The 23,428-nt window shown below is 69.6% G+C and carries 27 protein-coding genes; 13 read left to right on the forward strand and 14 right to left on the reverse strand.

The window, feature by feature from the left end:
• Positions 1-23 precede the first annotated feature (23 nt).
• The 3 genes from B7K20_RS07375 to B7K20_RS07385 form a co-directional block, all read right to left on the reverse strand.
• Complete coding sequence (locus B7K20_RS07375; RefSeq protein WP_234985753.1) at positions 24-866, reverse strand: M15 family metallopeptidase; 843 nt, start codon at positions 864-866, stop codon at positions 24-26.
• Between the two features lie 185 nt (positions 867-1,051).
• Positions 1,052-2,086, reverse strand: coding sequence for a hemolysin family protein (locus B7K20_RS07380; RefSeq protein ID WP_084101874.1), 1,035 nt, complete (start codon positions 2,084-2,086; stop codon positions 1,052-1,054).
• On the reverse strand, positions 2,083-3,369 hold the full coding sequence (locus tag B7K20_RS07385; protein ID WP_084101875.1) for a hemolysin family protein: 1,287 nt from the start codon (positions 3,367-3,369) through the stop codon (positions 2,083-2,085). The genes B7K20_RS07380 and B7K20_RS07385 overlap by 4 nt, the downstream gene beginning before the upstream one ends.
• 90 nt (positions 3,370-3,459) lie before the next feature.
• Here B7K20_RS07385 and B7K20_RS07390 point away from each other — a divergent pair, with 90 nt between their 5' ends.
• From B7K20_RS07390 to B7K20_RS07405, 4 genes are all read left to right on the forward strand, one after another.
• Positions 3,460-4,365 (forward strand): ABC transporter ATP-binding protein, encoded by a 906-nt coding sequence (locus B7K20_RS07390; protein ID WP_084101876.1) that lies wholly within the window; start codon positions 3,460-3,462, stop codon positions 4,363-4,365.
• A complete protein-coding gene (locus B7K20_RS07395) occupies positions 4,362-5,168 on the forward strand; it encodes an ABC transporter permease subunit (RefSeq protein ID WP_084101877.1) in 807 nt (268 codons plus the stop codon). The genes B7K20_RS07390 and B7K20_RS07395 overlap by 4 nt, the downstream gene beginning before the upstream one ends.
• A 188-nt stretch (positions 5,169-5,356) precedes the next feature.
• Positions 5,357-9,106 carry a multifunctional oxoglutarate decarboxylase/oxoglutarate dehydrogenase thiamine pyrophosphate-binding subunit/dihydrolipoyllysine-residue succinyltransferase subunit gene (locus B7K20_RS07400; RefSeq protein ID WP_371327872.1) on the forward strand — a complete coding sequence of 1,250 codons (3,750 nt, stop codon included), beginning with the start codon at positions 5,357-5,359 and terminating at the stop codon, positions 9,104-9,106.
• Positions 9,103-9,711 (forward strand): GDSL-type esterase/lipase family protein, encoded by a 609-nt coding sequence (locus B7K20_RS07405; RefSeq protein WP_084101879.1) that lies wholly within the window; start codon positions 9,103-9,105, stop codon positions 9,709-9,711. Before B7K20_RS07400 ends, B7K20_RS07405 begins: the two co-directional genes overlap by 4 nt.
• A 194-nt stretch (positions 9,712-9,905) precedes the next feature.
• On the opposite strand, the gene B7K20_RS07410 is transcribed toward B7K20_RS07405, so the two are convergent.
• Positions 9,906-10,997, reverse strand: coding sequence for a type IV pilus twitching motility protein PilT (locus tag B7K20_RS07410; RefSeq protein ID WP_084101880.1), 1,092 nt, complete (start codon positions 10,995-10,997; stop codon positions 9,906-9,908).
• A gap of 122 nt (positions 10,998-11,119) precedes the next feature.
• Here B7K20_RS07410 and B7K20_RS13440 point away from each other — a divergent pair, with 122 nt between their 5' ends.
• Entirely contained in the window at positions 11,120-11,194 is a 75-nt protein-coding gene (locus B7K20_RS13440; RefSeq protein WP_371327667.1) for a 50S ribosomal protein bL37, read from the forward strand.
• A 180-nt stretch (positions 11,195-11,374) separates the two neighbouring features.
• On the opposite strand, the gene rsrA is transcribed toward B7K20_RS13440, so the two are convergent.
• Complete coding sequence (rsrA, locus tag B7K20_RS07415) at positions 11,375-11,611, reverse strand: mycothiol system anti-sigma-R factor (protein ID WP_084101881.1); 237 nt, start codon at positions 11,609-11,611, stop codon at positions 11,375-11,377.
• Positions 11,611-12,213 carry a sigma-70 family RNA polymerase sigma factor gene (locus tag B7K20_RS07420; RefSeq protein ID WP_234985754.1) on the reverse strand — a complete coding sequence of 201 codons (603 nt, stop codon included), beginning with the start codon at positions 12,211-12,213 and terminating at the stop codon, positions 11,611-11,613. The genes rsrA and B7K20_RS07420 overlap by 1 nt, the downstream gene beginning before the upstream one ends.
• 165 nt (positions 12,214-12,378) lie before the next feature.
• Here B7K20_RS07420 and B7K20_RS07425 point away from each other — a divergent pair, with 165 nt between their 5' ends.
• From B7K20_RS07425 to rsgA, 3 genes are read left to right on the forward strand one after another with little or no spacing between them, the layout of a single operon-like run.
• Positions 12,379-12,882: a hypothetical protein gene (locus B7K20_RS07425; RefSeq protein ID WP_084101883.1), complete on the forward strand. Its 504-nt coding sequence runs from the start codon at positions 12,379-12,381 to the stop codon at positions 12,880-12,882.
• A complete protein-coding gene (aroA, locus tag B7K20_RS07430) occupies positions 12,879-14,198 on the forward strand; it encodes a 3-phosphoshikimate 1-carboxyvinyltransferase (protein ID WP_234985755.1) in 1,320 nt (439 codons plus the stop codon). The genes B7K20_RS07425 and aroA overlap by 4 nt, the downstream gene beginning before the upstream one ends.
• Positions 14,195-15,217 carry a ribosome small subunit-dependent GTPase A gene (gene rsgA / locus B7K20_RS07435; RefSeq protein WP_084101884.1) on the forward strand — a complete coding sequence of 341 codons (1,023 nt, stop codon included), beginning with the start codon at positions 14,195-14,197 and terminating at the stop codon, positions 15,215-15,217. The genes aroA and rsgA overlap by 4 nt, the downstream gene beginning before the upstream one ends.
• Positions 15,218-15,303: 86 nt before the next feature.
• On the opposite strand, the gene B7K20_RS07440 is transcribed toward rsgA, so the two are convergent.
• Positions 15,304-16,314 (reverse strand): DMT family transporter, encoded by a 1,011-nt coding sequence (locus B7K20_RS07440; RefSeq protein WP_084101885.1) that lies wholly within the window; start codon positions 16,312-16,314, stop codon positions 15,304-15,306.
• A 38-nt stretch (positions 16,315-16,352) separates the two neighbouring features.
• On the opposite strand from B7K20_RS07440, the gene B7K20_RS07445 reads away from it, so the two are divergent.
• The gene (locus B7K20_RS07445; protein WP_084101886.1) at positions 16,353-16,889 is read left to right on the forward strand and encodes an ABATE domain-containing protein; all 537 of its coding nucleotides are present in this window, start codon (positions 16,353-16,355) and stop codon (positions 16,887-16,889) included.
• 21 nt (positions 16,890-16,910) lie between these two features.
• On the opposite strand, the gene B7K20_RS07450 is transcribed toward B7K20_RS07445, so the two are convergent.
• The 3 genes from B7K20_RS07450 to B7K20_RS07460 form a co-directional block, all read right to left on the reverse strand.
• Positions 16,911-17,747, reverse strand: coding sequence for a DUF4097 family beta strand repeat-containing protein (locus B7K20_RS07450; protein ID WP_084101887.1), 837 nt, complete (start codon positions 17,745-17,747; stop codon positions 16,911-16,913).
• Positions 17,744-18,232: a toxin-antitoxin system HicB family antitoxin gene (locus tag B7K20_RS07455; protein ID WP_084101888.1), complete on the reverse strand. Its 489-nt coding sequence runs from the start codon at positions 18,230-18,232 to the stop codon at positions 17,744-17,746. The genes B7K20_RS07450 and B7K20_RS07455 overlap by 4 nt, the downstream gene beginning before the upstream one ends.
• Before the next feature lie 163 nt (positions 18,233-18,395).
• A complete protein-coding gene (locus tag B7K20_RS07460) occupies positions 18,396-19,163 on the reverse strand; it encodes an SDR family NAD(P)-dependent oxidoreductase (protein ID WP_084101889.1) in 768 nt (255 codons plus the stop codon).
• A 124-nt stretch (positions 19,164-19,287) separates the two neighbouring features.
• Here B7K20_RS07460 and B7K20_RS07465 point away from each other — a divergent pair, with 124 nt between their 5' ends.
• From B7K20_RS07465 to B7K20_RS07475, 3 genes are all read left to right on the forward strand, one after another.
• Positions 19,288-20,136, forward strand: a complete 849-nt coding sequence (locus tag B7K20_RS07465) for a helix-turn-helix transcriptional regulator (RefSeq protein WP_084101890.1) — start codon at positions 19,288-19,290, stop codon at positions 20,134-20,136.
• A 101-nt stretch (positions 20,137-20,237) separates the two neighbouring features.
• Complete coding sequence (locus tag B7K20_RS07470; protein WP_084101891.1) at positions 20,238-20,690, forward strand: SRPBCC family protein; 453 nt, start codon at positions 20,238-20,240, stop codon at positions 20,688-20,690.
• A 123-nt stretch (positions 20,691-20,813) separates the two neighbouring features.
• Positions 20,814-21,176 carry a hypothetical protein gene (locus tag B7K20_RS07475; protein WP_084101892.1) on the forward strand — a complete coding sequence of 121 codons (363 nt, stop codon included), beginning with the start codon at positions 20,814-20,816 and terminating at the stop codon, positions 21,174-21,176.
• 8 nt (positions 21,177-21,184) lie between these two features.
• On the opposite strand, the gene B7K20_RS07480 is transcribed toward B7K20_RS07475, so the two are convergent.
• Positions 21,185-21,358 carry a DUF2510 domain-containing protein gene (locus B7K20_RS07480; protein WP_084101893.1) on the reverse strand — a complete coding sequence of 58 codons (174 nt, stop codon included), beginning with the start codon at positions 21,356-21,358 and terminating at the stop codon, positions 21,185-21,187.
• Positions 21,359-21,460: 102 nt separating this feature from the next.
• Between B7K20_RS07480 and B7K20_RS07485 the strand changes: the two genes are divergently transcribed.
• Positions 21,461-22,372: a pseudouridine synthase gene (locus tag B7K20_RS07485; protein ID WP_084101915.1), complete on the forward strand. Its 912-nt coding sequence runs from the start codon at positions 21,461-21,463 to the stop codon at positions 22,370-22,372.
• Between the two features lie 9 nt (positions 22,373-22,381).
• Here B7K20_RS07485 and B7K20_RS07490 read toward each other — a convergent pair whose 3' ends face one another.
• The 3 genes from B7K20_RS07490 to B7K20_RS07500 form a co-directional block, all read right to left on the reverse strand.
• Positions 22,382-22,729, reverse strand: a complete 348-nt coding sequence (locus B7K20_RS07490; RefSeq protein WP_084101894.1) for a zinc ribbon domain-containing protein YjdM — start codon at positions 22,727-22,729, stop codon at positions 22,382-22,384.
• Positions 22,730-22,817: 88 nt separating this feature from the next.
• Positions 22,818-23,138, reverse strand: coding sequence for a HigA family addiction module antitoxin (locus B7K20_RS07495; RefSeq protein ID WP_084101895.1), 321 nt, complete (start codon positions 23,136-23,138; stop codon positions 22,818-22,820).
• Positions 23,113-23,400, reverse strand: coding sequence for a type II toxin-antitoxin system RelE/ParE family toxin (locus tag B7K20_RS07500; protein ID WP_084101896.1), 288 nt, complete (start codon positions 23,398-23,400; stop codon positions 23,113-23,115). The genes B7K20_RS07495 and B7K20_RS07500 overlap by 26 nt, the downstream gene beginning before the upstream one ends.
• Positions 23,401-23,428: the final 28 nt, after the last annotated feature.

Genomic DNA, 23,428 nt, shown 5'->3' on the forward strand with positions numbered 1-23,428 from the left:
GGTCGTGCTTATACGGGGGACCGTCAGTCCGAGGACCGGTACGCGCCGGTGTTGGACCAGTACGTGGACTCGTAGACGCCGAGGTCGTCGGTGCCGGGCACGTACTCCCAGTGCCAGGGCTCCCACTTGCGCGACTTCGCCCACGACGGGTTCTCCCACCCCCACACGGGGCCGTTGGCCTCGAGCCAGCGCTTGGTCGCGCCGGTGTCGTCGGAGCCGCACAGATCGATCGCGAGGCCCCAACCGTGCACCGAGGTGCCGGGGGTGGCAGCGAGGTAGCCCTGGCTGCGCTTGGTCGCATACTGGCTCGCGAGCGTGCGGTAGCCGTTACCCACGCACAGGTCGCGACCGAACACCGCCTTGAACTGAACATTGAGCTCCGCGAGCGCCACCGCGGCGTCGTTGCGCACCACCTCGCCGTTCCACAGCGTGCACAGCGAGGATTCGGTGAGCTTGCCGTTGTAACCGGCCCAGCCCTTCGAGGGGTCGCAGTTGGGAAGGCTCGTCGAGACGATGTATTCGGCCGATGCCGCAAGCGCCGTCGCGGACTCGTCGATGCCGGGCAGCGGCAGGTCCGAGGACTCCAGCGCGGCGCCTCCCGTGAGGAGGGCCGAGGCCGCCGAGGTCGCGGGGACGGTCGAGGTCGCGAGCTCCTGAGCGGCCTCGTTCGCCTCGGCGCCCGGCGTCAGCGTGCCGACCATGGGGTAGACCACCATCGCGACGGCAAATCCCGCGAGGACACCGGAGCGCGTCAGCAGCTTGCGACGACGGTGAGTGGTGCGGACCTGGAGCTCTTGAGTCTCCTGGAGGCGTCGCAGGCGACGCGAGCGGGGGTGCGCGCTTGCGCCATCCTCACGCTTGCTCACACAAGCCTCCACACAGATCGATTGCCATCGTCACCCGGCCACCCCCCTGGCCAAGATTCCGTCGATTGTAACCAAATGGTAACGGTGGACGCCACCCTCGGTCCCAGGTGTCATCGTCACCGGCGACCCAACGCTTGAGCCTAAGCGCGGGTTCCAGGCGCTGCCAAGGGGTTGTGAAGAACGCCTCAGACCTCGCGAGACATCGCGTCGCGGACCTCGCCCACCAGCTCCTCGATGATGTCCTCGAGATAGACCAGCCCCACGGGCTCGTCGTCGCGCAACACCTGCGCGAGGTGGGCGGCGGAGCCACGCATCAGGGCCAGGACGGACTCCACGCCCGCCTCGGCATCCACGTGCGGCAACGCGCGCACGCGCCACTCCTGGATCGGTTCTTCGCGCTCACCCGGGCGCGCATAGAGCGTGTCCTTGATATGCAAATAGCCCACGTACCGACCCGAGTCGTCGTGCACCGGCAGGCGCGAATACCCGGTCTGGGCGACCACGCCCTCGAACACGTCGACGCTCACGCCTGCTGGGACCCCGGTGACGGACTCGAGCGGGACCATCACGTCACCGGCGGTGCGGTCGGAGAATTCGATGGCGCCGGACAGGAGGCCCTCGGCGTCCTGGAGCGTGCCTTCCTCGCTCGAGCGCTCCACGATCGAGTGCACCTCGTCCGCCGTGAACGCGCTCGTCACCTCGTCGCGCGGCTCGATACCGACCAGCCGCAGCACACCGTTGGCGAACCAGTTGAGCGCGGCGATGATGGGGCCCAGCACCCGCGCGATCCACACCAGGGGCGGGCCGAACAGCAGCGCCGCGCGCTCGGGGTTGGACACGGCCGAGTTCTTCGGCACCATCTCCCCCACCACCACGTGCAGCCCCACCACGATCACCAGCGCGATGATGACGGCGACCACGTGGGAGGCCTCCGACGGGATCCCCAGCCAGTGCAGCGGCCCCTCGAGCGCGTGGGCCACCGCCGGCTCGGCCACCACACCGAGCGACACCGAGCACACGGTAACGCCCAGCTGCGCCGTGGCGAGCATGAGCGAGACGTTCTCGAGCGCCCACAGCACCGTGCGCGCGGCCCGCGATCCTTCCTCTGCGAGCGGCTCGATCGAGCTACGCCGCGCCGTGATGACCGCGAACTCGGCACCCACGAAGAAGGCGTTGGCGAGCAACAGGCCGGCCACCAACAGGATCATCTGGATGCTCATGGCGCCCCCGTGGGACGGACGCGAACCCGGTCGATACGGCGGCCCACCATCCGCTCGACCCTCACCACGGCATCGGCCGTCGTCACCTCATCGCCCACCTTCGCGACCCTGCCCAGGCTCGCCATCACGAAGCCGCCCAGCGTCTCGTAGGCGGGCGACTCGGGGATGGTGACGCCCACGGCCTCGGCGACCTCGTCGGGGCGGAGCACGCCGGGCACCACCCAGTCGCCCGAGGGCATGCGATGCGCGGCGCTGCGCCGGCGGTCGTGCTCGTCTGCGACCTCGCCCACGAGCTCCTCGACCACGTCCTCGAGCGTGACGAGGCCCGCGGTGCCGCCGTATTCGTCCTCGACGATCGCGACCTGGAGGCCGAGGTCGCGCAGCTCGAGGAGGAGTGGACGCATCTGGAGCGTCTCGGGCACGCGCGGGGCGTCCACCATGAGCTCGCGCACCGGGGTCGTATCGCGATCGTGCGCGGGCACGGCGATCGCGGCGCGCAGGTGCACCAGGCCGATGACGTCGTCGAGGCCGTCGCCGATCACGGGAAAGCGCGAGTGGCCGCTCGCGCGCGACAGGGCCATCACGTCCGCCGCGGTGGCGTCGCGTTCCAACACGGCGAGCCGGGTGCGGTCCGTCATCACGTCGATCGCCGTGAGCTGGTCGAGTTCGATGGTGTTCTTCAGCAACAGCGCCGTGGACGGCGCGAGCGTGCCGGCCTCCGCGGAGCGCCGCACCAGCGCGGCGAGCTCCTGGGGCGAGCGTCCGCCCGAGAGCTCCTCGCGAGGCTCGATGCCCATGAGCCTCAGGATTCCGTTCGCGGAGCGGTTGAGCAGCGAAATGAGAGGCGACAGCGCCGTCGTGAAGGCCATGAGCCACGGCGCGACCAGCCGTGCGGTGCGGGTGGGGTCCGCGAGCGCCGCGTTCTTGGGCACCAGCTCGCCGAACACCATCGAAAACGCGTTGACGAGGACAAGCGACACGGCGCCGGCAATACCCGCGACGGCGGCGCGACCCAGCGCGGTGGTCTCGAGGGGGACGCTGAGCAGGGTCACGAGCGCGGGCTGCGCGGTGTAGCCCAGCAGGATGGTGGTGAGCGTGATGCCCACCTGGGCGCCGGAGAGTTGCGTGGACAGCTTCGCGAGGGCTCGCCGCACGCGGCGGTCCTTGCCCCCGTCCTCGACGTGCGCGGGGTCGAGCGCCACGAGGGAGAACTCGGCGGACACGAACACGGCGGTCCCGATGGTCAGCAGGACGCCGACGCCCACCAGTAGCCACTCGGTCATCTCAGGCGAAGACTCTGATCGTCCATAGTCCCGCCAGCATAGCCAGGCGTCGCTAGCATCGGCTGAGACGACCGCGACGAAAGGGAATCCGTGCACGCACAGGCCATCGAGGTCGACGGACTGACCAAGCGCTACGGGGACGTGACGGCCGTCGACGACCTCAGTTTTACGGCTGAGCCGGGTCGCGTCACGGGGTTCCTTGGCCCCAACGGCGCGGGCAAGTCGACCACGCTGCGCATCCTCGTGGGGCTCGCGACGGCCACGGAGGGCTCGGCGACGTTCGGCGGCCGCGCCTATCGCGACATCGAGCGTCCCGCCGGCGTGATCGGCGCGCATTTCGAGGGCGCGTTTCACCCTGGCCGGAGCGCCCGCGACCACCTGCGCGTCTACGCGCCCGTGGTCGGCGTCGAGGACTCCCGCTGCGACGAGGTCCTGGCGATGGTGGGCATGGCCGATGCCGCACGTCGTCGCGTAGGCGGCTACTCCCTGGGGATGCGTCAGCGCCTGGGGCTCGCCACGGCGTTGCTCGGCAACCCCCGGGTGCTGGTCCTGGACGAATCCGCCAACGGCCTGGACCCCGCGGGCATCAAGTGGCTGCGCTCGTTTCTGCGCGCCTTCGCCGACGACGGCGGCACAGTGCTGCTCAGCTCGCACCTGCTGAGCGAGGTCGAGCAGACCGTCGACGATGTGGTGATCATCGCCGAAGGCAGGCTCCGCCATCAGTCGTCGCTCGACGAGCTACGCGCCATGACGCGTCCTGGCGTGACACTGCGATCGCCCGATGCCGTGGCTCTGGCCGCGTTTGCACGCTCCCGTTTTGGTCAGGCCGCCACGGTCGAGGCCGCGAACCGGGCGCGGATTGCCGGTGTGACGGCGGCAGAGGTGGGCGCCGCTGCCTTCGCGGACGGGCTCGAGGTGCACGGGCTGAGCGACGAGGGCGAGAGCCTCGAGGAATTGTTCTTGCGGCTCACGGCCGCGGCGGAGGTGGCCCGATGAAGGCGGCGCTGACCTCGGAGGTCCGCAAGGTCGTCACGACCCGGTTGTGGTGGGTCCTGCTGATCTGCATGGTGGCCGGCTCCGCCTTCATGGCGGGGATCGTCGCGTTCTCGTTCGCGTTTGCCGATCAGCTGGGCGGGGAGTCGGCCACTCCCCCGGGCATGGACCCGCGGATGATGGCGGCGACCATCTACGGTCTGGCGGTGTCCTTCGGCTACGTGTTCCCCGCCATCCTCGGAGCCCTCGCCGTCACCGGTGAGGTCCGTCACCGCACCATCGACACCACCGTGCTCGCGGATCCCAGCCGCGGCCGCATCATCATCGCCAAGCTTGTGGCCGTGCTGCCCGTGGCCGCGCTGTACGGCGTGGCGGGCATGGCAGGCGCGGTCGCGACAGGGGCCGCCGGGCTCGCCTTGGCCGACAGTCCCACGTATCTCGACGACGCCTCGATGTGGGGCTCGATCGGCATGGGCGCCGTGGCGCTCACCACGTGGGGCCTGGTGGGGGTGGGGCTCGGCGCCGCCGTGCCGCACCAGGTCGCGGTCATCGTCGCCCTGATCGGCTGGACCCAGCTGGTCGAACCCATCCTGCGGCTGGTGCTGGGGCTCATCGAGCCGCTGGCTGGCGTCTCCGCCTACCTGCCCGGCGCGGCGGGCGACGCCATGGTGGGCGCATCCTTCTATTCGACAACCGGAGCGGGCGACCTGCTCGCCCCGTGGGCAGGCTTCGCGGTGCTCCTGGCATATGGCGCACTCGCGGCGATCATCGGGTGGCTGACGACCTTCCGGCGCGACCTCACCTGACGGGCGCGGCCGGGTGTTGAGCATGGACGCACAGCGACTAGGCTGGGCCACGATCACACTGACGTATCTGACGCTACAGCGCCAAGAAAGCGAGCGGTCCCGCTGTGTCTACCGACACTTCCTCGCCTGATATCGAACGCACCACCGTCTCCCGGCCCGCCGATGCGCCGTCCGTGGCCTCCCTCGTCGTGGGCTCCGGCGCCACGCAGGCGAGTCCCAGCGCCGCCCCGCCCAGGCCGTCCGAGGTTCCCTCCGCGGACACCGGCGAGCGCGCGAAGAAGGTCGTGATTGCCCCCGCCGCGACGGATGCCTCGGCAGCCACGTCGGCGCCGAGTAGCGCCTCCGCGGCAGCTCCGGCATCGGCCCCGGCGGTCTCCTCCGCACCCACTCCTGCCCCCGAACCGGCGACCCCATCGCCGGAGGCGAGTGGCGCATCGGCCGTGACGCCCGCCGAGCCGGCCACGGCATCGGCCGACAGCGCCGAGCACCCCGCCACGCAGCCCATCGCGACCGCCCAGGCGCCCTTCGCTTCCTACCTGCAGCGCGACGACCACCAGCTGCTGAGCGCCAAGGACGTGAAGAGCGGCATCGAGCGCCTGCGCGGACCCGCGGCGCGCGTGGTGACGAACATGGAGGCCTCGCTCGAGGTTCCGACCGCGACGTCGGTGCGCACCATCCCCGCCAAGCTGCTGATCGACAACCGCATCGTGATCAACAACCACCTGTCGCGCACGCGCGGCGGCAAGGTGTCGTTCACGCACCTCATCGGCTACGCGATCGTCGAGGCGTTGTCCGAGCTGCCCGCGATGAACGCCGCCTACGTCGAGGACGAGGGCAAGCCCGCGGTGCGCACGCCCGAGCACATCAACTTTGGCCTCGCAATCGACCTGGCCAAGTCCGACGGTTCGCGCCAGCTGCTGGTGCCGAACGTCAAGGACGCGGACAAGATGAATTTCGCGACGTTCTTCGCGGGCTACGAGGACGTCGTCAAGCGCGCGCGTGCCGGGACGCTGCAGGCGACCGACTTCCAGGGCACCACCATCACGCTGACCAACCCCGGCACCATCGGCACGGTGCACTCCGTGCCGCGCCTCATGGGTGGCCAGGGCACCATCATCGGCGTGGGCGCGATGGACTACCCCGCGGAGTTCCAGGGCGCCTCGATCGACACCGTGACCCGCCTGGGCGTGTCCAAGGTGATGACGCTCACCTCGACGTACGACCACCGCGTGATCCAGGGCGCACAGTCGGGCGAGTTCCTCGCGCTCGTGCACAAGAAGCTGCTAGGTCTCGACGGGTTCTTCGACCGCGTCTTCACGGCGCTGCGCGTGCCCTACGAGCCCGTGCGCTGGATCCAGGACGCCGCGACCAACGAGACGGCCGAGGCCGCCAAGCCCGCGCGCATCGCCGAGCTCATCCACGCGTACCGCTCGCGCGGCCACCTCATGGCCGACGTCGACCCGCTGTCGACTCGTATCCGCAAGCACCCCGACCTCGACGTGCAGACCCACGGCCTCACGCTGTGGGACCTTGACCGCGTCTACGCGACGGGCGACTTTGGCGGCAAGGACCGCTGGAAGATGCGCGACGTGCTGGGCCTGCTGCGCGACGCGTACTGCCGCACCATCGGCATCGAGTACATGCACATCGCCGACCGCACGCAGCGCCAGTGGCTGCAGGAGCGGCTCGAGGTGGGCTACACGAAGCCCGCCCCCGAGGAGCACCTGCGCATCCTCCGCCGCCTCAACGCCGCCGAGGCCTTCGAGGCATTCCTGCAGACCAAGTACGTGGGCCAGAAGCGCTTCTCGCTCGAGGGCGGCGAATCGCTGATCCCGCTGCTGGACGCCGTAATGTCCTCGGCCGCCGAGGCCGGCATCCAGGAGGTCTGCATCGGCATGGCCCACCGCGGCCGCCTCAACGTGCTCGCGAACCTCGCCGGCAAGTCCTACTCGCAGATCTTCTCCGAGTTCGACGGCACAGCGGTGCCCGGCTCGGTGCAGGGCTCCGGTGACGTGAAATACCACCTGGGTACCGAGGGCACCTTCACCGCCGAGACCGGCGCGACCACCAACGTGTACCTCGCCGCGAACCCCTCGCACCTGGAGGCCGTCAACCCCGTTCTCGAGGGCATCGTGCGCGCCAAGCTGGACCAGCTGGGCGCCGACCCTGCGACCGAGGGCTTCCCTGTCCTGCCCGTGCTGGTGCACGGCGACGCGGCCTTCGCTGGCCAGGGCGTGGTGATGGAGACGCTGAACCTCGCGGGCCTGCGCGGCTACAAGACCGGCGGCACCGTCCACGTCATCATCAACAACCAGGTGGGCTTCACCACGGGACCGGGCGACTCGCGCTCCACGCGCTACTGCACCGACCTCGCCAAGGGCTACCAGATCCCCATCCTGCACGTGAATGGCGACGACCCGGAGGCCGTGGTGCGTGCCGCGCGCCTCGCATTCGAGTACCGCGAGGCCTTTGGTCGCGACGTCATCATCGACATGGTCTGCTACCGCAGGCGCGGCCACAACGAGGGCGACGACCCGTCGATGACGCAGCCGCGCATGTACGACCTCATCGAGGGCAAGCGTTCCGTGCGCCACCTCTACACGGAGTCGCTCATCCGTCGCGGTGACATCACCGAGGAGGAGGCCGAGGCGGTCTCGCAGGACTACCTCGCTCAGCTCGAGCGGGTGTTCCTCGAGACCCGCGAGGGCTTCTCCGGCACCGACACCGAGTCCATCTCGGGGCTTGAGCTGCCGTCCTCGCAGTCGTCCGATGCCGGCGTCATGGTCGGCTGGCAGACGGCCGTCTCGCAGGGACAGGTCGAGCGCATCGGCCGTGCCCACACGCGCCCGCCCGAGGGCTTCGCCGTCCACCCCAAGCTCGCCAAGCTGCTCGAACGCCGCGAGGCGATGAGCCGCGAGGGTGGCATCGACTGGGGCTATGGCGAGATCCTCGCCTTCGGCTCGCTCCTGCAGGAGGGTGTCCCCGTGCGCCTGGCCGGCCAGGACGCACGCCGCGGCACGTTTGTGCAGCGTCACGCCGTGTTCCACGACCGTGCCACGGGCGCCGAGTGGACCCCGCTGCAGTACCTCGCCTCCGACCAGGCGCGCCTGCACATCTACGACTCGTCGCTGTCCGAGTACGCGTGCCTGGGCTTCGAGTACGGCTACTCGGTGGAGCGTCCCGACGCCCTCACCCTGTGGGAGGCGCAGTTCGGCGACTTCGTCAACGGCGCACAGACCATCATCGACGAGTTCATCTCGTCGGCCGAGCAGAAGTGGGGACAGTCGTCCTCCGTGGTGCTGCTCCTGCCCCACGGCTACGAGGGCCAGGGTCCGGACCACTCGTCCGCACGCCCCGAGCGCTTCCTCCAGCTGTGTGCCGAGGACAACATGATCGCGGCGATGCCGTCGACCCCGGCGTCCTACTTCCACCTGCTGCGTCGCCAGGCCTACCAGCGCCCGCGCCGCCCGCTCGTGGTGTTCACGCCCAAGTCCATGCTGCGCCTGCGTGCCGCACAGTCCGACGTCGAGGACTTCACGACCGGCACCTTCCAGCCGATCATCGGTGACACCGTCGACCCTGCCGGCGTGACCCGCGTGCTGCTGTGTGCGGGCAAGGTCTACTACGACCTGGCCTCCAAGCGCGAAAAGGACGGCGACACGTCGACGGCCATCCTGCGCCTGGAGCAGCTGTACCCGCTGGACCACGACGCGATCCAGGCGGCCCTCGCCCCCTACGGCGACGCCGAGATCGTCTGGGTCCAGGAGGAGCCGCGCAATCAGGGCGCATGGACCTACCTCGCGCACGCGCTGCCGCACGTCATCGGCCGCGAGGTGCGGGGCGTCACGCGTCACGCGTCTGCCTCCCCCGCCTCTGGCCTCAGTTCGCGCCACCAGGCCGAGCAGGCCGATGTCGTGGAGAGGGCCTTCGCGCGATGAGAAACGTGTTCTTCGTGGGCGACGAGCTGGTCGCGGGTCAGGGCGACCCCAAGGCCCTGGGCTGGACGGGCCGCGTCGCGGCACGCACGGCCCCGCTCGCGGCGGACCTGCGCTTCCACACCCTCGCCGTCCCCGGCGAGACCACGGCCGAGCTCTCCGGCCGCTGGGACGAGGAGGCGCTGCGCCGGGTGGGCCACGACGACGCCGCTTCCACGCAGAACTTCGTCATCTTCGCGCTGGGCCGCCACGACGTGTCTCGTGGGGTCTCCCCCACCATGACGCGCCTGCATCTGGCCAACACGCTCGACCGCGCCTCCGGGCTGGGCTTTCGCGCGATGATCGCCGGCCCCCCGCCCATCGCGTCCGTCGACAAGCGCGCGCTCGCCGAGTACGCGGCGCTGACCGAGGAGGCCGCCGCCCGCCGCGACGTGCCCTTCATCGACATGTACGGCCCGCTCGCTCGCCACGAGCAGTGGGCGACCGACATGGACGCCTCTGGCGGCGAGGTGCCGATGCAGGCCGGCTACGGCCTCATGGCGTGGCTGGTGCTGCACTCGACGTGGCACGGCTGGCTAGGCGTGGAGCCCGCGCGCTCGGAGGACTGAGCGGCTCGCTCACACTCCCGCGCACCTGCGGTCCCGCGACCCCGCTCCCCATGGGACAACCACCGTCGCTCTGACGACATCTCTGCGTCCTATGGGACGCTCACCGCGCAGGCGTCCCATAGCGCGCACGAAAGTGCTGAGAGCAACGGTGAGCGTCCCATAGGGGGCAGGACCCGGGACGGGATACCCGCCGATTACGCGATCACACCCGCGTTCTTCAGCGTCACCGTGAGGTCGTGCGGGCGCGACGCGATCGAGACGGCGTCGTCGAGCGTGACCGACCCGTCGGCGACCAGGCGGAACAGGTGCTGGTCGAAGGTCTGCATCTTGTAGTACTCGCCCTCGGCGATGAGGTCGAGGATGGGAGGCTGGCTCGACGGGTCGACGATCGCCTCGGCGATGCGCCCGTGGTTGACCATCACCTCGGCGGCGAGCGTGCGGCCGTTGCCGTCGGCCTTGCGGATCAGGCGCTGCGACACGATGCCGCGCAGCGTCTCGGCAAGCGTCGAACGCACCTGGCCCTGCTCATGCGGCGTGAAGAAGTCGATGATGCGGTTGATGGTGTCCTGCGCGTCCACGGTGTGCAGGGTCGCGAGGACCAGGTGACCGGTCTCCGCCGCGGACAGCGCCGCGCGCACCGTCTCGATGTCGCGCATCTCACCGATGAGGATGACGTCGGGGTCCTGACGCATGGCGCCGCGAAGCGCCGCGGTGAAGTCGAGCGTGTCCGATCGCACCTCGCGCTGCGAGACGATCGCCTTCTTGTCCTTGTGGAGGACCTCGATCGGGTCCTCGATGGTGATGATATTCACCTCGCGCAGGGTGTTGATGAGGTCGATCATCGAGGCGAGCGTGGTGGTCTTTCCCGAACCCGTGGGGCCGGTCACGAGCACCAGTCCGCGCGGCTCGAGCGCGAGGTCGGCGATGACCTGCGGCAGCCCCAGCTCCTCCCACGGGGTCGCACCCACGGCGACGCGGCGGAACACCAGGCAGTCCGTGCCGCGCGCCACGTAGGTGTTGACGCGGAAGCGCCCCACACCGGACAACGAGAAGGCGAAGTCCGCCTCGTGCGTGTCGCGGAACTGCGCGACCAGATCCTCGGGGAGCACCTGCGCGACCATGTGCTGGGTGTCTTCCGCCGTCAGCGGCGGCACCTGCAGCTTGCGCAGGCGTCCATCGACGCGGATACGCGGCGCCGATCCCACCTTGCAGTGAAGGTCCGAGCCCCCCGTCGACGCCAAGGCATGGAGGAAGGGAATCACTGATACCGGCTGCTGCTCGCTCACGCCTGTCCCTTCGGCACATTCGACGATTTTCTTGAGGGTACCGTGACCGGCGTCACGCCCGGGCCGAGTATGGGATGATGGAGGGTCGAATCGTCAGCTGCGCGTGAGAAAGGGGGAACCCGATGAGCAAGCGAGGCCGCAAGCGCAAGGCACGTGCCAAGGGCGGAGCCAACCACGGCAAGCGTCCCAACGCATAAGTGGATGTACCCCCACGAACGAGCCCGCATCGGAGTGCCGATGCGGGCTTCGTCGTGTTTAGGGAGGCGGCCGATGCGCCGGCGGGGTTGCATGCGAGCCTCACCTCTCGGTGAGGTCGCCCGCACTCCCCGGGGACCGCCGCGTGCAGCGCTGCCCCCTCAGGCCGCGCGCGAACGGAATTAGACGCTTGCGGAGCGAATCGACGCGAGGATGCGCGCGCGCATCTCCTCGGGTGCGGTCTGCCCCCCGGCCCGCGCGGTGAGGTTTTTGATGCGTTCCTTGATCTGATGCTCTGCCTCGCACGGCGGGCAGGTCTTCAGGTGCGCACCGATGCGCTGCAGTTCGTCCTGAGGAAGTTCGTCGTCGATGTACTCGAACAGTCGATCCAGGGCCTCTTCACACTCTCTACCGGGCATCACACACCTCCCTTACTTTCCTTCTTGGCTGCCGGGCGCTTGTCCGTAAACCCGCGATCGGCCGCATATTCCTTTAACTGTTCCCTCAGCAGTTTCCTGCCGCGGTGGAGCCGAGACATCACGGTTCCCACAGGGGTATCCATAATTTCGGCAATCTCTTTATAGGCAAAGCCCTCGACGTCGGACAGGTACACGGCCATCCGGAAGTCCTCGCTCAGCGAGTCGAGCGCATCCTTGATGTCGTCGTCGCCGATCCGTTCGAGCGCCTCCTGCTCGGCCGAGACGAGACCGGTGCTGGTGTGCTCCGACGCGGCGGCGAGCTGCCAGTCCTCGACCTGCTCGGCGTCCGAACGCTTGGGCTCGCGCTGCTTCTTGCGGTACGTGTTGATGAACGCGTTGGTCTGGATCCGGTACAGCCACGCCTTGAGATTGGTGCCCGGCGTGAACTTGTCCTGCGCGGCGAATGCCTTGGCGTACGTCTCCTGGACCAGGTCCTCGGCGTCAGCTCCGTTGCGCGTCATGCGCAAGGCCGCGGCGTAGAGCTGGTCCATATAGGACAGCGCCTCCACCTCGAAATCGAAGTCCTGCACAGTGTCGCTCATGATGGGCGAGCCTACCGCGGTGCGTACGGCTGTCGCCGACGCACCGCGGTCTCGCGTCACGGTGGCTGTCATGGCTCCAACAACGCAAGGCGACTGATCTACATTCCCCGCCGCCGCATCGGCCCTCACCTATCCCCTACGCGGCCGGGTTGGTAGCGTAGGGGCATGTTGCGTCATCTCGCCCGACCGCTGCTGGCCACCTGGTTCGTGTACGGAGGAGTGCAGTCCGTCCTCGAACCCGAGAAGCGCGCCGAGCGCGCCGCCCCCGTCGTCGAGCCGCTGCTGCAGCAGGCCGGCGTCGAGGATGTCAAGACCACCGACCTCGTCAAGGCGCACGGCGCGGCCACGATCGCCGCCGCCTCGATCTTGGCGCTGTCGCGCACTCCGCGCACCGCTGGCCTGGTGCTCGCGGGCCTCACGGCCGCGACGGTCGCCGTGGGCCGCCCCTTCTGGCTCGAGACCGATGAGGCCAAGAAGGAGGAGCAGATGGAGCTCTTCCTGAAGAACGTCTCACTCTTCGGCGGCACGCTGCTGGCCGCGACCGCAGGTCACCGCTCGAGCAAGAAGGCCAAGGTCAAGGCCAAGAAGGCCAAGCTCGAGTCGAAGAACGTCAAGGTCGAGGCGAAGAAGGGCCCCAAGGGTCCCAAGCTGACCGCCAAGAAGAAGTGACGCACGCGGACCTGCCCCGCGGCACCGGCCCGGGCCAGGTCTGGCCCGCTCCCGCCGCGTCCGGCCCTCTCGACGCCACTGTCGAGGTCCCCGGTTCGAAGTCCCTTACCAATCGCTTCTTGGTTCTCGCGGCGATGGCCGATGCGCCGGTCACGATCCGTGGCGGCCTCCGGTCTCGCGACTCCGAGTTGATGATCGCTGCGCTGCGCGCACTGGGCCAGGACGTGAACGACTCGGGCGACGAGTGGACCGTGACGCCCGCGCCGGTGCGGGGCGGCGGCGAGGTGTTCTGTGGTCTCGCGGGCACGGTCATGCGGTTCGTCCCTCCGCTGGTGTTGTTGGCCGATGCCCCGGTGTCCTTCGACGGCGACCCCGAGGCGCGAGTGCGCCCCATGGGCCCCCTCCTCGACGCGCTGCGTGCGTTGGGTGCGACCGTCGACGACGAGGGGCGCGGCACGTTGCCGTTTACGGTGACGCCGCCCGCATCCGTGCCGTCCGAGGTCGAGGTCGATTCCTCGGCGTCATCGCAGTTCGTCACCGGGCTTCTGCTTGTCGCCGCACGGCTGCCGCACGGGCTGACGGTGCGCCACACTGGCGCGACGCTGCCGAGCCTTCCGCACATCGACATGACGTGCGAGACGCTGCGCGGCGCAGGGGTGCGGGTGGACCAGCCCGACGAGCGCACGTGGATCGTCCACCCCGGTGCGCTGGCATTGGGAGACGTCCGCGTCGAGCCCGATCTGTCCAACGCCGGGCCGTTCATCGCGGCGCCGCTCGTCGCGGGAGGCACCGTGCGCATCCCGGGCTGGCCGTCGCAGACCACCCAGCCCGGCGCGCTCTTCCCCGAGATCCTCGAACGGATGGGCGCGACGTGCTCGCTCGACGGCGACGTGCTGAGCGTGAGCGCGCCCGGGCTTGCCGGCGGCGGCATCCGCGGCATCGACGCGGACCTGTCCCCTGCGGGCGAGATCACCCCCACCATCGCGGCCCTGTGCGCTCTGGCGGTCGGGCCCTCAACCCTCGCGGGCATCGGCCATCTGCGTGGGCACGAGACGGACAGGCTTGCCGCGATCGCTGCCGAAGTGACGCGCGTGGGCGGCGTGTGCGTTGCCGACGACGACTCGCTGCGCTTTGAGGGGCTCCCCGAGAGCGGGCTGAAACCGGCCGCGATGGAGAGTTATTACGACCACCGGATGGCGACGTTCGCGGCCATCATCGGGCTTGCGGTCGCGGGCACGGAGGTGGTTCACGTGGGCACCACCGCGAAGACCATGCCGGACTTCCCTGAGATGTGGACGGGGATGTTGGGCGCGTGAGCGACTGGAGCCGCTACGACGAGTCCGACGCCAGGGTCCGCCCCGGCAAGGGCTCGCGGCCGCGTTCCAAGAAGCGCCCCGCGCATGCGGACGCCGTGCCGGGCACGGTGATTGGCGTGGACCGCGGCCGCTTCGCGGTCGAGCTCGACGACGGAGCCGCGCTCACGTGTGTGAAGGCCCGTGAGTTGGGCCGGCGCGGCCTGGTGGTCGGCGACCGGGTGGGCGTGGTGGGCGACACCTCGGGCGCCGAGGGGACGTTGGGGCGCATCGTGAAGCGCGAGGTGCGCTCGACCGAGCTGCGCCGCACGGCCGACGACGCCGACCCCACCGAGCGCGTGATCGTCGCCAACGCCCAGCAGCTCGGCATCGTCACGGCGCTGGCCGACCCCGAGCCCAACCCCCGCATGATCGACCGCTGCCTGGTGGCCGCCCTCGATGCCGGCATGGAGGCGCTGCTGGTCCTGACCAAGGGCGACCTCGCCTCGGGTGAGGCGCTGCGCGCCGCCTACGAGCCGCTGGGCGTGACGGTGCTCGAGACCACCGTGACGCGCGATGCTGATGGCGCGCGCCAGATCGAGGGCATCGAGGCCCTGCGGGCCGAGCTCCACGAGCGCTCGACGGTGCTCGTCGGGTACTCGGGCGTGGGAAAGTCGACGCTCGTCAATGCGCTCGTGCCCGATGCCGGACGCGCCACGGGAGTGGTCAACGACGTGACGGGGCGCGGGCGACACACGTCGACGTCGGCCGTGGCGCTGGACCTGCCGGACGGCGGCCGCATCATCGACACCCCTGGCGTGCGGACGTTTGGCCTGGCCCACGTCGATCCTCAGCATTTTGTCGAGGCGTTCCCCGACGTCGCCCAGGCGGCGGCCGAGCTGTGCCCTCGCGGCTGCCAACACGAGTCCGCGGCCGCGGGCTGCGAGCTCGACGCGTGGGCCGAGGGCGACTCCGACCGCGAGGCGCGCGTCGACTCGATCAGGCGGCTGTTGACGGCCCGCGCGGAGGCGGAGACCTACTAAAGAAAATGGCGGTCCGGGCGGCGCGCAAGGAGGGGGTGGCGCCGGCCCGAACCGCCAGGTCTAGGACCCGTCCGGTCTGAGAGCCGTCAGACGGCGACGGGAGCGGGAGGATCGGTCACGGCCGGCGGTTCCAGCACGGACTCGACCGGGCTTTCCGCGGGACGCTCGCCCAGCTTGACGACGATCACGCCAGCCACGACGAGCAGCGCTCCGCCGATCTGCATGGGCCCGGGCACCTGACCGAGCAGGAACCAGGCGAACAGCGCCGCAAACAGCACCTCGGCGAGGGCCACGAAGGACCCGAGGCGGCTGCCCAGGCGGCGGTTCGCGGCGATGCCCGCGACGTAGGACACGCCCGCGGTCACGACGCCCAGGACCGCGACCACAGCCCACCATGGCGCGGCGAAGGGCACGAACTGGACGGTCCCGGTCGCGAAAGCGATCGGCACGACGCCTGTGGCCGCGGCGATCGACAGGATCACGACGGCGCTCAGCATGCCGCCGGCGGCCAGCGTCAGCGGCGGCAGCCCGTTCGAGTCGTCGCCCGAAAGGATGAAGTAGACGGACGCGCCCACCATGGCTCCCAGGGCCCATGCGATACCGATGAGGTCGATGTCGCCGCCGCCCAGCACGTCGAGCAGCAGCACGAGGCCCGCGAAGGCGATGCCCGCGCCACCGAGCGTGAGGCGCGTGGGGCGGTGGCCGTGACGCAGCCACATGAACAGCACCACCACGACGGGCGCGAGGTACTCGATGAGCAGCGCGACAGAGACGGGCAGGTGCTGGACCGCCATGAAGTAGAACAGTTGAGCTCCGGCGACCGCGAACGCGCCGTAGGCGACGATCGTGGCCCACGAGCGGGCGAGCAGTTCCCAGCGACCACGCAGCGCGACGATGCCGGGAATGAGGAGCACGGCGGCGGCGATGGCGACACGCACCAGGGTCGCCGCACCCGCGGTCCAGCCAAGGTCCATGAGGCCTCGCCCCAGGGATCCAGACATCCCAAAGGAGGCCGATGCCACGATCGCGAAGGCAAGGCCGGAGCCGAGTCGCGGCGCCACCGTGGGCGCAACCGTGTCATGAGTCAAAGTCGCCATGACTGATGACAGTAATGGTCAAGTGGTAATGTGTCAAAATGGTTTTTGCACGTGACACGATCGAGGCGCTCGAGGCGGCGGCGTTCCTCGCGAACTCCGAGCTCGAGCCCGACACGCTGACCGAGATGGACCAGCTCGACGCGTTCTTCGACGACTTCCACTACAGCGGCACCCGACCCACCTCTAAGGACCTCGAGCCGGTGCGCGCGATCCGCGAGCAGCTGCGCACGCTGTTCAAGGCGAGCCGCGACGGCGCGGTGCCGCTGGTGAACGAAATCCTCGCGTCGCGGCATGCGCTGCCCCAGTTGGTGCGCCACGATGGCGTCGACTGGCACATCCACGCGACGACGGACGACCGGCCCTTCGACGAGCGCATCCTCGTCGAGACCGCGATGGGCATGATCGACGTGATCCGCGCGGACGAGATGAGCCGCTTCTCGCGCTGCGAGATGGACGACTGCGACGGCGTGGTCTTCGACATGTCCCGCAACCGCTCGCGCAAGTACTGCACCACTACGTGCACCAACCGCGCTGCCGTGCAGGCGTATCGCGCCCGCCAGGCCGACGAGGACTAGCGACGGGCGCGATACGCGCCCCTACGCCGCCCGATATACCCGGATCGAGCCAAAGCCGGTGCGCGCGTGCAGCTCCACGGAACTCTCGCCCTCGGCCGGTCCGTGGTCGGCATCGAGCTCGGTGCGCACCTCCCCGTGCGAGGAGGTGGCGTCGAGCCACACGGCCGTCCCCCGCGGCACCCCCACCTTGACCGAGCCGTGCGTCGCCTCGAACCGCGATACGCCGGCACTCAGTGAGCCCACCTTGATCGACCCGTTGGTCGAGCGGGCCTCCACCCCGCCGGACGCGCGCTCCACCTGAATCGAGCCGTTCGTGGTCTCGAGCCGCGCGCTGCCGGCCACATCCTCGACCTTGATCGAGCCGTTGGTGCTGCGCGCCGCGAGCGACCCACCCACGCGCCCGGCCCTCACCGATCCGTTCGATAGTGTCACGCTGGCACCACCCACTACCTCACGCACCTCGACCGCGCCGTGCCCGCCGCTGACCTCGAGCGAGTCCGCGCGCTCCACCTTGACGGCACCATACGAGGCCGCCACGCGCGCCGCGCCCAGCACACCCGTCAGCCTCACCTCGCCGTACTTCGTCGACGCGTCGACGCCGAGTCCCTCCGGGCCCTCGACGATCACGTCGACGGAGTCCGGCCGCCCGAACATGGTGGACCGCACGGGCACCGTCACGACGACCGTGTCGCCCGCCCGCTCGACGGACGCGTTCTCGGCAGCCTCACGATCGCCTGCACGCAGCCGGTTCGAGGGATTCACGACCACCGAGACTTCATCGCGCCCGGCGATGCCCACGACCTCGATGCGACCGGCGGGGATGTCCACACGCACGGCCGTGATCTGCGCGGCGCTCATCGCACCCACCCCTGGTAGGAGGCGGCGGCGCGACCCCGGCGCGACTGCGGCCCGGGGCTTACCGCGCCGGCGACGGCGCGCACCAGCCACGTATTGAGCGAGACTCCTTCGGCCGCCGCGGCGGCCTCGGCGCGCACCTTCAGCGCGTCGGGAAGGCGCAGCGTGGTGCGCGACGTGGCGTCGTCGTCAGCCGGCGATTCGAGGACGGCCGATGCCGCGGCCGGCTCAGCGGCCGGCTCACCCTCCGGACGGGTCACCACGAAGTCCACGTCCCGCCCGCGCACGCGCAGGTCTACGGATCCGGGGGTGAGGTCGCGGGTGATCTCGCCAGCGGCCTCGGACAGCGCCTCGACGAGCACCAGTCGGGTCGCGGCCTCGAGGGCGGCGGCGAGGCGCTCGGCAGTCTCCCGCGTCTCGTCGGTGCCGGCCGCGGCGGCCGCCACCAGCTGACGCTGGAGTTCCTCGGTGTAGTGCATCAGTTCCATGACGCCACTATGACACCATCACGACACCACCGCAAGATGTCGCGACTCAAGGCCGGGACGCGTACACTCCCTCGAGGACCTAGGTCCTACGCACGCGAGTGTGGCCGCCGGGGCTCGTCACCCCGGATCATGCAACGGCGGCCGCACCGCGAAGCGAGAGCACTCAGAGGCGATATCCGCCCGAGGCCTCGATCCTCTGGGCCGTCACCCAGCCCGCGCTCGGCTCCACCACGCTGGCAATCACTCCCGCGATGTCGTCGGCTACCGCCGCACGACCCAGGGCCGTCCCGTCCGCAAAAACCTTGCGCACCTGCTCGTTGCCCTCCCATCCCGAGAACGCCGTCTCGACCGGCCCGGGTGCCACCTGGTTCACGCGGATCCCGCGAGCGCCGAGCTCCTGCGCCCAATAGCGCGCCAGCACGTCGACGGCTCCCTTCATCGCGGCGTACGCATCGCGACCCACGTGGACAAAGCGGGTAAGTCCCGTGCCCAGCAGCACCACCGCTCCCCCATCGGCGAGCAGCGGCTCGCCATCGACCGGCGTGACGAGCGCCTGCGTCACCAGGTACACGCCGCGCACGTGCGTCGCGTACAGCGCATCCAGCGTCGCCACTTCCGTGGTCGCGAGAGTGGTGTCGGCGCCCTGCCCAGCGTTGTTGACGATGGCCGTCAGCGGCGCGCCGTCCCACCGCGAGGCGAGCACCTCGCGAAGGTGAGCCGCAAACGGCGCGATGGCCGCCGCATCGGCCACATCCAGCGCGAGTGCGGCCGCTCGGCGGCCAAGCGCGGCGACCTCGGCGACCACGGCATCGGCCTCCTCGGAGTGAGAGCGATAGGTGACGATAACGTCGTGGCCTCGCCGGGCCAGTTCGAGTGCGGTCGCACGGCCGATGCCGCGGTTGGCTCCGGTGATCAGGGTGATGGGGTTCATGGGTGACCTCCTGTGTTCGGTGTGTCTTCAGCCTCGCGGCGCGGTGCCAGCCGAACCAGGCGGCGCTCACCCTGGGGATGACACCCCCAGGGTCGGCGCGGGCGCGGCACGCATACTGGAGGGCATGGACCTCGACGGACTGGGCGCCTTCCTGCGTACGCGGCGCGACCGCTTGACCCCCGCGGCCGTCGGCCTCGTGCCCGGGCCGCGGCGGCGCGTGCCGGGCCTGCGCCGCGACGAGGTCGCGATGCTCGCGGGAGCCTCGGTGGAGTACTACACGGAGCTCGAGCAGGGCTCGAAGGCGCAGCCGTCGGAGCAGATGCTCGCCGCGCTTGCCCGCGCGCTCAGGCTCTCGGTGGACGAGCGCGATCATCTGTTCCGCCTCGCGAGCCGCCCTGTGCCCGCGCGCGGTGACGACGCCCATGTCTCACCCGCCATGCTGGCGCTGCTCGATCGACTCGACGACACCGCCGCCGCGGTCGTAAACGACCTGGGTGAGGCCCTGATCGCCAATCCGCTCGCCGTCGCGCTGATGGGCGAGAAGACCGGGATGGCGTGGCCGCAGTCGTCGCAGATCTACCGCTGGTTCGTCACGCCCGACGTCGGGCGCTGGATGCACCCCACGCACCAGCACACGCGCCTGTCGGAGTCCCTCGTCGCCGACCTCCGCGTCGCCGCGGGACGCCGCGGCCCCGACGACCCGCGACTGGCGCGACTGGTACGGGACTGCAGTGAAGCATCGGCCGAGTTCAGCGACCTCTGGGATGCACACGAGGTCCGGCTGCGCCGTGCAGACGCGAAAGTCTTCCTCCACCCGAGCATCGGCGAGATCGATCTCTTGTGCCACAGCCTGCACACCGACGACGGCTACCAGCGGCTGCTGTGGTTCAGCCCGCGTTCGGGTACCGATGCGGCGGAGAAGATGGCGCTGCTCGCCGTCGTCGGGTCGCAGGACGTGACGACCTCCGGATAGCGCCGACGCTGGCCACCTTGGAATGTTCTGCGAGCCCCGCACCGTTGACGATCCACGTGGGCGGCAAATCGTCGCTCCGCAGAAGTGGAAGGAGTCAGCCCATGACCACCGCCACCAGCACCGTGGACGTGAATGTCCCCATCAGCACGGCGTACAACCAGTGGACGCAGCTCGAATCGTTCCCGCACTTCATGCAGGGAGTCGAGCAGGTCACGCAGGTCGGCGACCGCCTCACGCACTGGGTCACGAAGATCGCCGGCGTCGAGCGCGAATTCGACGCCGAGATCATCGAGCAGGTGCCCGACAGCCACCTCGCCTGGCAGGCCACCGCGGGCCTCAAGCAGGGCGGACGCGTCACCTTCGAGCCGGTGGGCCGCGAGGTCACCCGGGTGTCACTGGCCCTCGACTGGGAGCCTCTCGGAGCGACCGAGAAGATCGGCTCCGCGCTCAGCGTCGACGACGGGTTGGTCCGCACCGATCTTGAACAGTTCAAGGAGTTCATCGAGGAGCGCGGCGCCGCAGAGGGCGGCTGGCGTGGCGAGGTGCACGCCTAACCTCGCGCCGCTCGTCCGACTTCCTGGCCCGGCGTCGCCTCGTGGGAGGCGCGCCGGGCCTTGCTGTGTCCGCAGCGCGCACGAACCTCGGCGCGCGCGCCCTGACAGCGATACCGTCAGGGGATGGACCCCGCCGCGCGCGTCGCGGACTTCATCCGCCGCCAGTACGTCGACGACGAGGGCGACGTGCGCCACAACGTCGCGGAGCTCTTCGACCCCGCGGTGATCTACCACGCCGGCGACGAGGTCCTCGGGCGGCGAGAGCTCGTCGCCATGGGGCAACGGGTGCGGTCGATCGATCGCGCGCGCCGCACCATCGAGGCGACGTGCTTCGTCACACAGGGACTCACGGTGCGCTGGCACCTCACCGCACGCCTTCCCGACCCGGACGCCCCCGACGGCGAGGCGACGGAGCGCACCCAGGTGGTCGCCAGGCTCGGTGGCGACGCCCGGATCGTCGAGGTGTGGTCGACACCCCTGACGTGACCGCCGGCCTATGCCGAGGTCAGCCTCTCGAACACCATCGTCGCCTGGATGCGGTTGATCATCCCGGTCATGCCCTCCCCCGTGGCCTGCGGCTCGCGGAAGTTCTCGGTCCAGGACTGGCCGTCCCACCACCGCTTTTTGCCCGATCCGTCGTCGTACCAGCCTGCCTCGGCATTCGCCATGATGCCTGCCCCTTTGCGTGATTCGTGGCCTCAGGCTAGCGCGGAGAAGTGGACACGTACGATGACACTCGTGCCCTGTCTTCCTGCGCGTCGCGTCTCCTGATGCCGCGCTCTCCCCTGCCTCAGCGTGGCGGCCTGGACGCCTCGTGGGTAAGAACCCCGGGTCCGGCCGATGCGCCGGGCACCTGGGCCACGATGGGCGAGTTCCTGCTGGGCCGCCTCCCCGCGGCGGCCGATGTCTCGCGGCGCTTAGACGCCGGCGAGTTCTTTGACGAGGCGGGGTCGCCTCTTGCGGGGGACACGCCATTTCGTCCGCATCGCATCATCTGGTTTCACCGGCCCCTCGCACCCGAGACGCCCGTCCCGTTTGAGATTGTGGTGATCGATCAGACCGAGGACCTCGTGGTGGTCGACAAGCCCCACTTCCTCGCGACCACGCCGCGCGGCGCGCACGTGCGGGAGACGGCGCTCGTTCGGCTGCGCGTCGAGTTGGGCCTGCCCGAGCTCGCGCCCGCCCACCGGCTGGACCGTCTCACCGCGGGCGTGCTGGTGTTCACCACGCGCCGCGAGGTGCGCGGCGCCTACGCGGGGGTGTTCCAGTCGCGGACGGTGGCGAAGACCTACGAGGCGATCGGGCGGTGGGACTCGTCACTGTCCTTTCCCCTGAGGCTCGTGGGCCGGATCGAGAAGCGCCGCGGGAGTCTCCAGGCCGAGCTCTTCGACGGTGAGCCGAATGCCGAGACGCTCGTGGAGGTCGTCGAAGTGCGCGGCGAGTTCGCTCGCTACCGGCTGACGCCCGTCACCGGCAAGACGCATCAGTTGCGACTGCAGATGGCCGATGCCGTCTTGGGCCTCGTAGGAGACCCCCTCTATCCGGTGGTCGCGCCGGACGCGACGGACGACTACGACGAGCCGCTGCGCTTGGTGGCGCGTTCGCTGGCATTCACCGACCCTCTCGACGGGACCGAACGGCGCTACGAGAGCAAGCGTCAGTTGGAGTGGCCGCCGCCGTAGCGCGGGCGATCAGGCCTTCTTCACCACGCTGGACTTGAGTTGCATGGGCCCGAACCCCTCGATTCGACAATCGATATCGTGGTCTCCGACGCCGTCGACCAGGCGAATGCCTCGCACCTTGGTGCCCGGTTTGATCGGATGCGACGAGCCCTTCACCTTGAGGTCCTTGACGACGGTGACCGAGTCGCCGTCGGCCAGAATGTTCCCGACGGCGTCCTTGATGACGCGGAGCCCATCATCGACAGCGACGTCCTCCGCCGACCACTCGTGGCCACACATGGGGCACACGAGTAGCGCACCCCTCTCATAGGCGAGGTCGGACGCGCATTCTGGGCAGGGCGGCAAGGTCACAGCCATGCAGCCACCGTAGCGCGGGAGCCCGACGAGATGCCCAAACGGAGCGTCACCGCGTTCCGCATTCGAACAACATACGAACGCGAGTGGCTCAGGCGACGTGCAGAGGGGTGATCGCCGCAACCTGGTCGCGCAAGGCGCGGCGCTCAAGCCGCAACTCGTAGTGAGACTGCAGGTTCATCCAGAACTCAGCCGTCGTGCCGAAGTAGGCACTGAGGCGCACCGCAGTGTCTGCCGTAATGCCCCGCTTGCCGTGCACAATCTCGTTGATGCGCCGCGGTGGGACACCGATGGCGACCGCAAGCTTGTTCTGGGTGATCCCGAAGCCTTCGAAGAAGTCCTCCATCAGGACCTCGCCCGGATGGATCGGCTGGATCAGGCTGCCCTCAGTGGTAGTCGGCGAGTTCGACATCATCCGCACCTCCGTCCTTCCATCGAAAACAGATTCTCCATTGGTGGTTCACGCTGATGCTGTGCTGACCCGCGCGATCACCCTTGAGCAGTTCGAGCCGGTTCCCTGGTGGAATCCGCAGGTCCTCCACCTCCGCCGCGGCGTGGAGCGCCTCAAACTTGCGAAGCGCGGCGCGCTGAACACGACGGTCGATCGCCTTCACGAACTGCTCGTCCCAGATCCGCTCAGCGTTCTTGTCGCCGAAGGACCTGATTACGCGCACGTCATATAACGGAGTGCGTCAATAGCGC

The sequence above is a fragment of the Demequina sp. NBRC 110051 genome (assembly GCF_002090055.1).
Taxonomy (GTDB): domain Bacteria; phylum Actinomycetota; class Actinomycetes; order Actinomycetales; family Demequinaceae; genus Demequina.

Coding starts and splice junctions, on each gene's coding strand:
- B7K20_RS07380 (WP_084101874.1), bottom strand. CDS start 2,086: ATGAGCATCCAGATGATCCTGTTGGTGGCCGGCCTGTTGCTCGCCAAC.
- B7K20_RS07385 (WP_084101875.1), bottom strand. CDS start 3,369: ATGACCGAGTGGCTACTGGTGGGCGTCGGCGTCCTGCTGACCATCGGG.
- B7K20_RS07395 (WP_084101877.1), top strand. CDS start 4,362: ATGAAGGCGGCGCTGACCTCGGAGGTCCGCAAGGTCGTCACGACCCGG.
- B7K20_RS07405 (WP_084101879.1), top strand. CDS start 9,103: ATGAGAAACGTGTTCTTCGTGGGCGACGAGCTGGTCGCGGGTCAGGGC.
- rsrA (WP_084101881.1), bottom strand. CDS start 11,611: ATGCCCGGTAGAGAGTGTGAAGAGGCCCTGGATCGACTGTTCGAGTAC.
- B7K20_RS07420 (WP_234985754.1), bottom strand. CDS start 12,213: ATGAGCGACACTGTGCAGGACTTCGATTTCGAGGTGGAGGCGCTGTCC.
- B7K20_RS07425 (WP_084101883.1), top strand. CDS start 12,379: ATGTTGCGTCATCTCGCCCGACCGCTGCTGGCCACCTGGTTCGTGTAC.
- B7K20_RS07440 (WP_084101885.1), bottom strand. CDS start 16,314: ATGGCGACTTTGACTCATGACACGGTTGCGCCCACGGTGGCGCCGCGA.
- B7K20_RS07445 (WP_084101886.1), top strand. CDS start 16,353: ATGGTTTTTGCACGTGACACGATCGAGGCGCTCGAGGCGGCGGCGTTC.
- B7K20_RS07450 (WP_084101887.1), bottom strand. CDS start 17,747: ATGAGCGCCGCGCAGATCACGGCCGTGCGTGTGGACATCCCCGCCGGT.
- B7K20_RS07455 (WP_084101888.1), bottom strand. CDS start 18,232: ATGGAACTGATGCACTACACCGAGGAACTCCAGCGTCAGCTGGTGGCG.
- B7K20_RS07460 (WP_084101889.1), bottom strand. CDS start 19,163: ATGAACCCCATCACCCTGATCACCGGAGCCAACCGCGGCATCGGCCGT.
- B7K20_RS07465 (WP_084101890.1), top strand. CDS start 19,288: ATGGACCTCGACGGACTGGGCGCCTTCCTGCGTACGCGGCGCGACCGC.
- B7K20_RS07470 (WP_084101891.1), top strand. CDS start 20,238: ATGACCACCGCCACCAGCACCGTGGACGTGAATGTCCCCATCAGCACG.
- B7K20_RS07475 (WP_084101892.1), top strand. CDS start 20,814: ATGGACCCCGCCGCGCGCGTCGCGGACTTCATCCGCCGCCAGTACGTC.
- B7K20_RS07480 (WP_084101893.1), bottom strand. CDS start 21,358: ATGGCGAATGCCGAGGCAGGCTGGTACGACGACGGATCGGGCAAAAAG.
- B7K20_RS07485 (WP_084101915.1), top strand. CDS start 21,461: ATGCCGCGCTCTCCCCTGCCTCAGCGTGGCGGCCTGGACGCCTCGTGG.
- B7K20_RS07490 (WP_084101894.1), bottom strand. CDS start 22,729: ATGGCTGTGACCTTGCCGCCCTGCCCAGAATGCGCGTCCGACCTCGCC.
- B7K20_RS07495 (WP_084101895.1), bottom strand. CDS start 23,138: ATGTCGAACTCGCCGACTACCACTGAGGGCAGCCTGATCCAGCCGATC.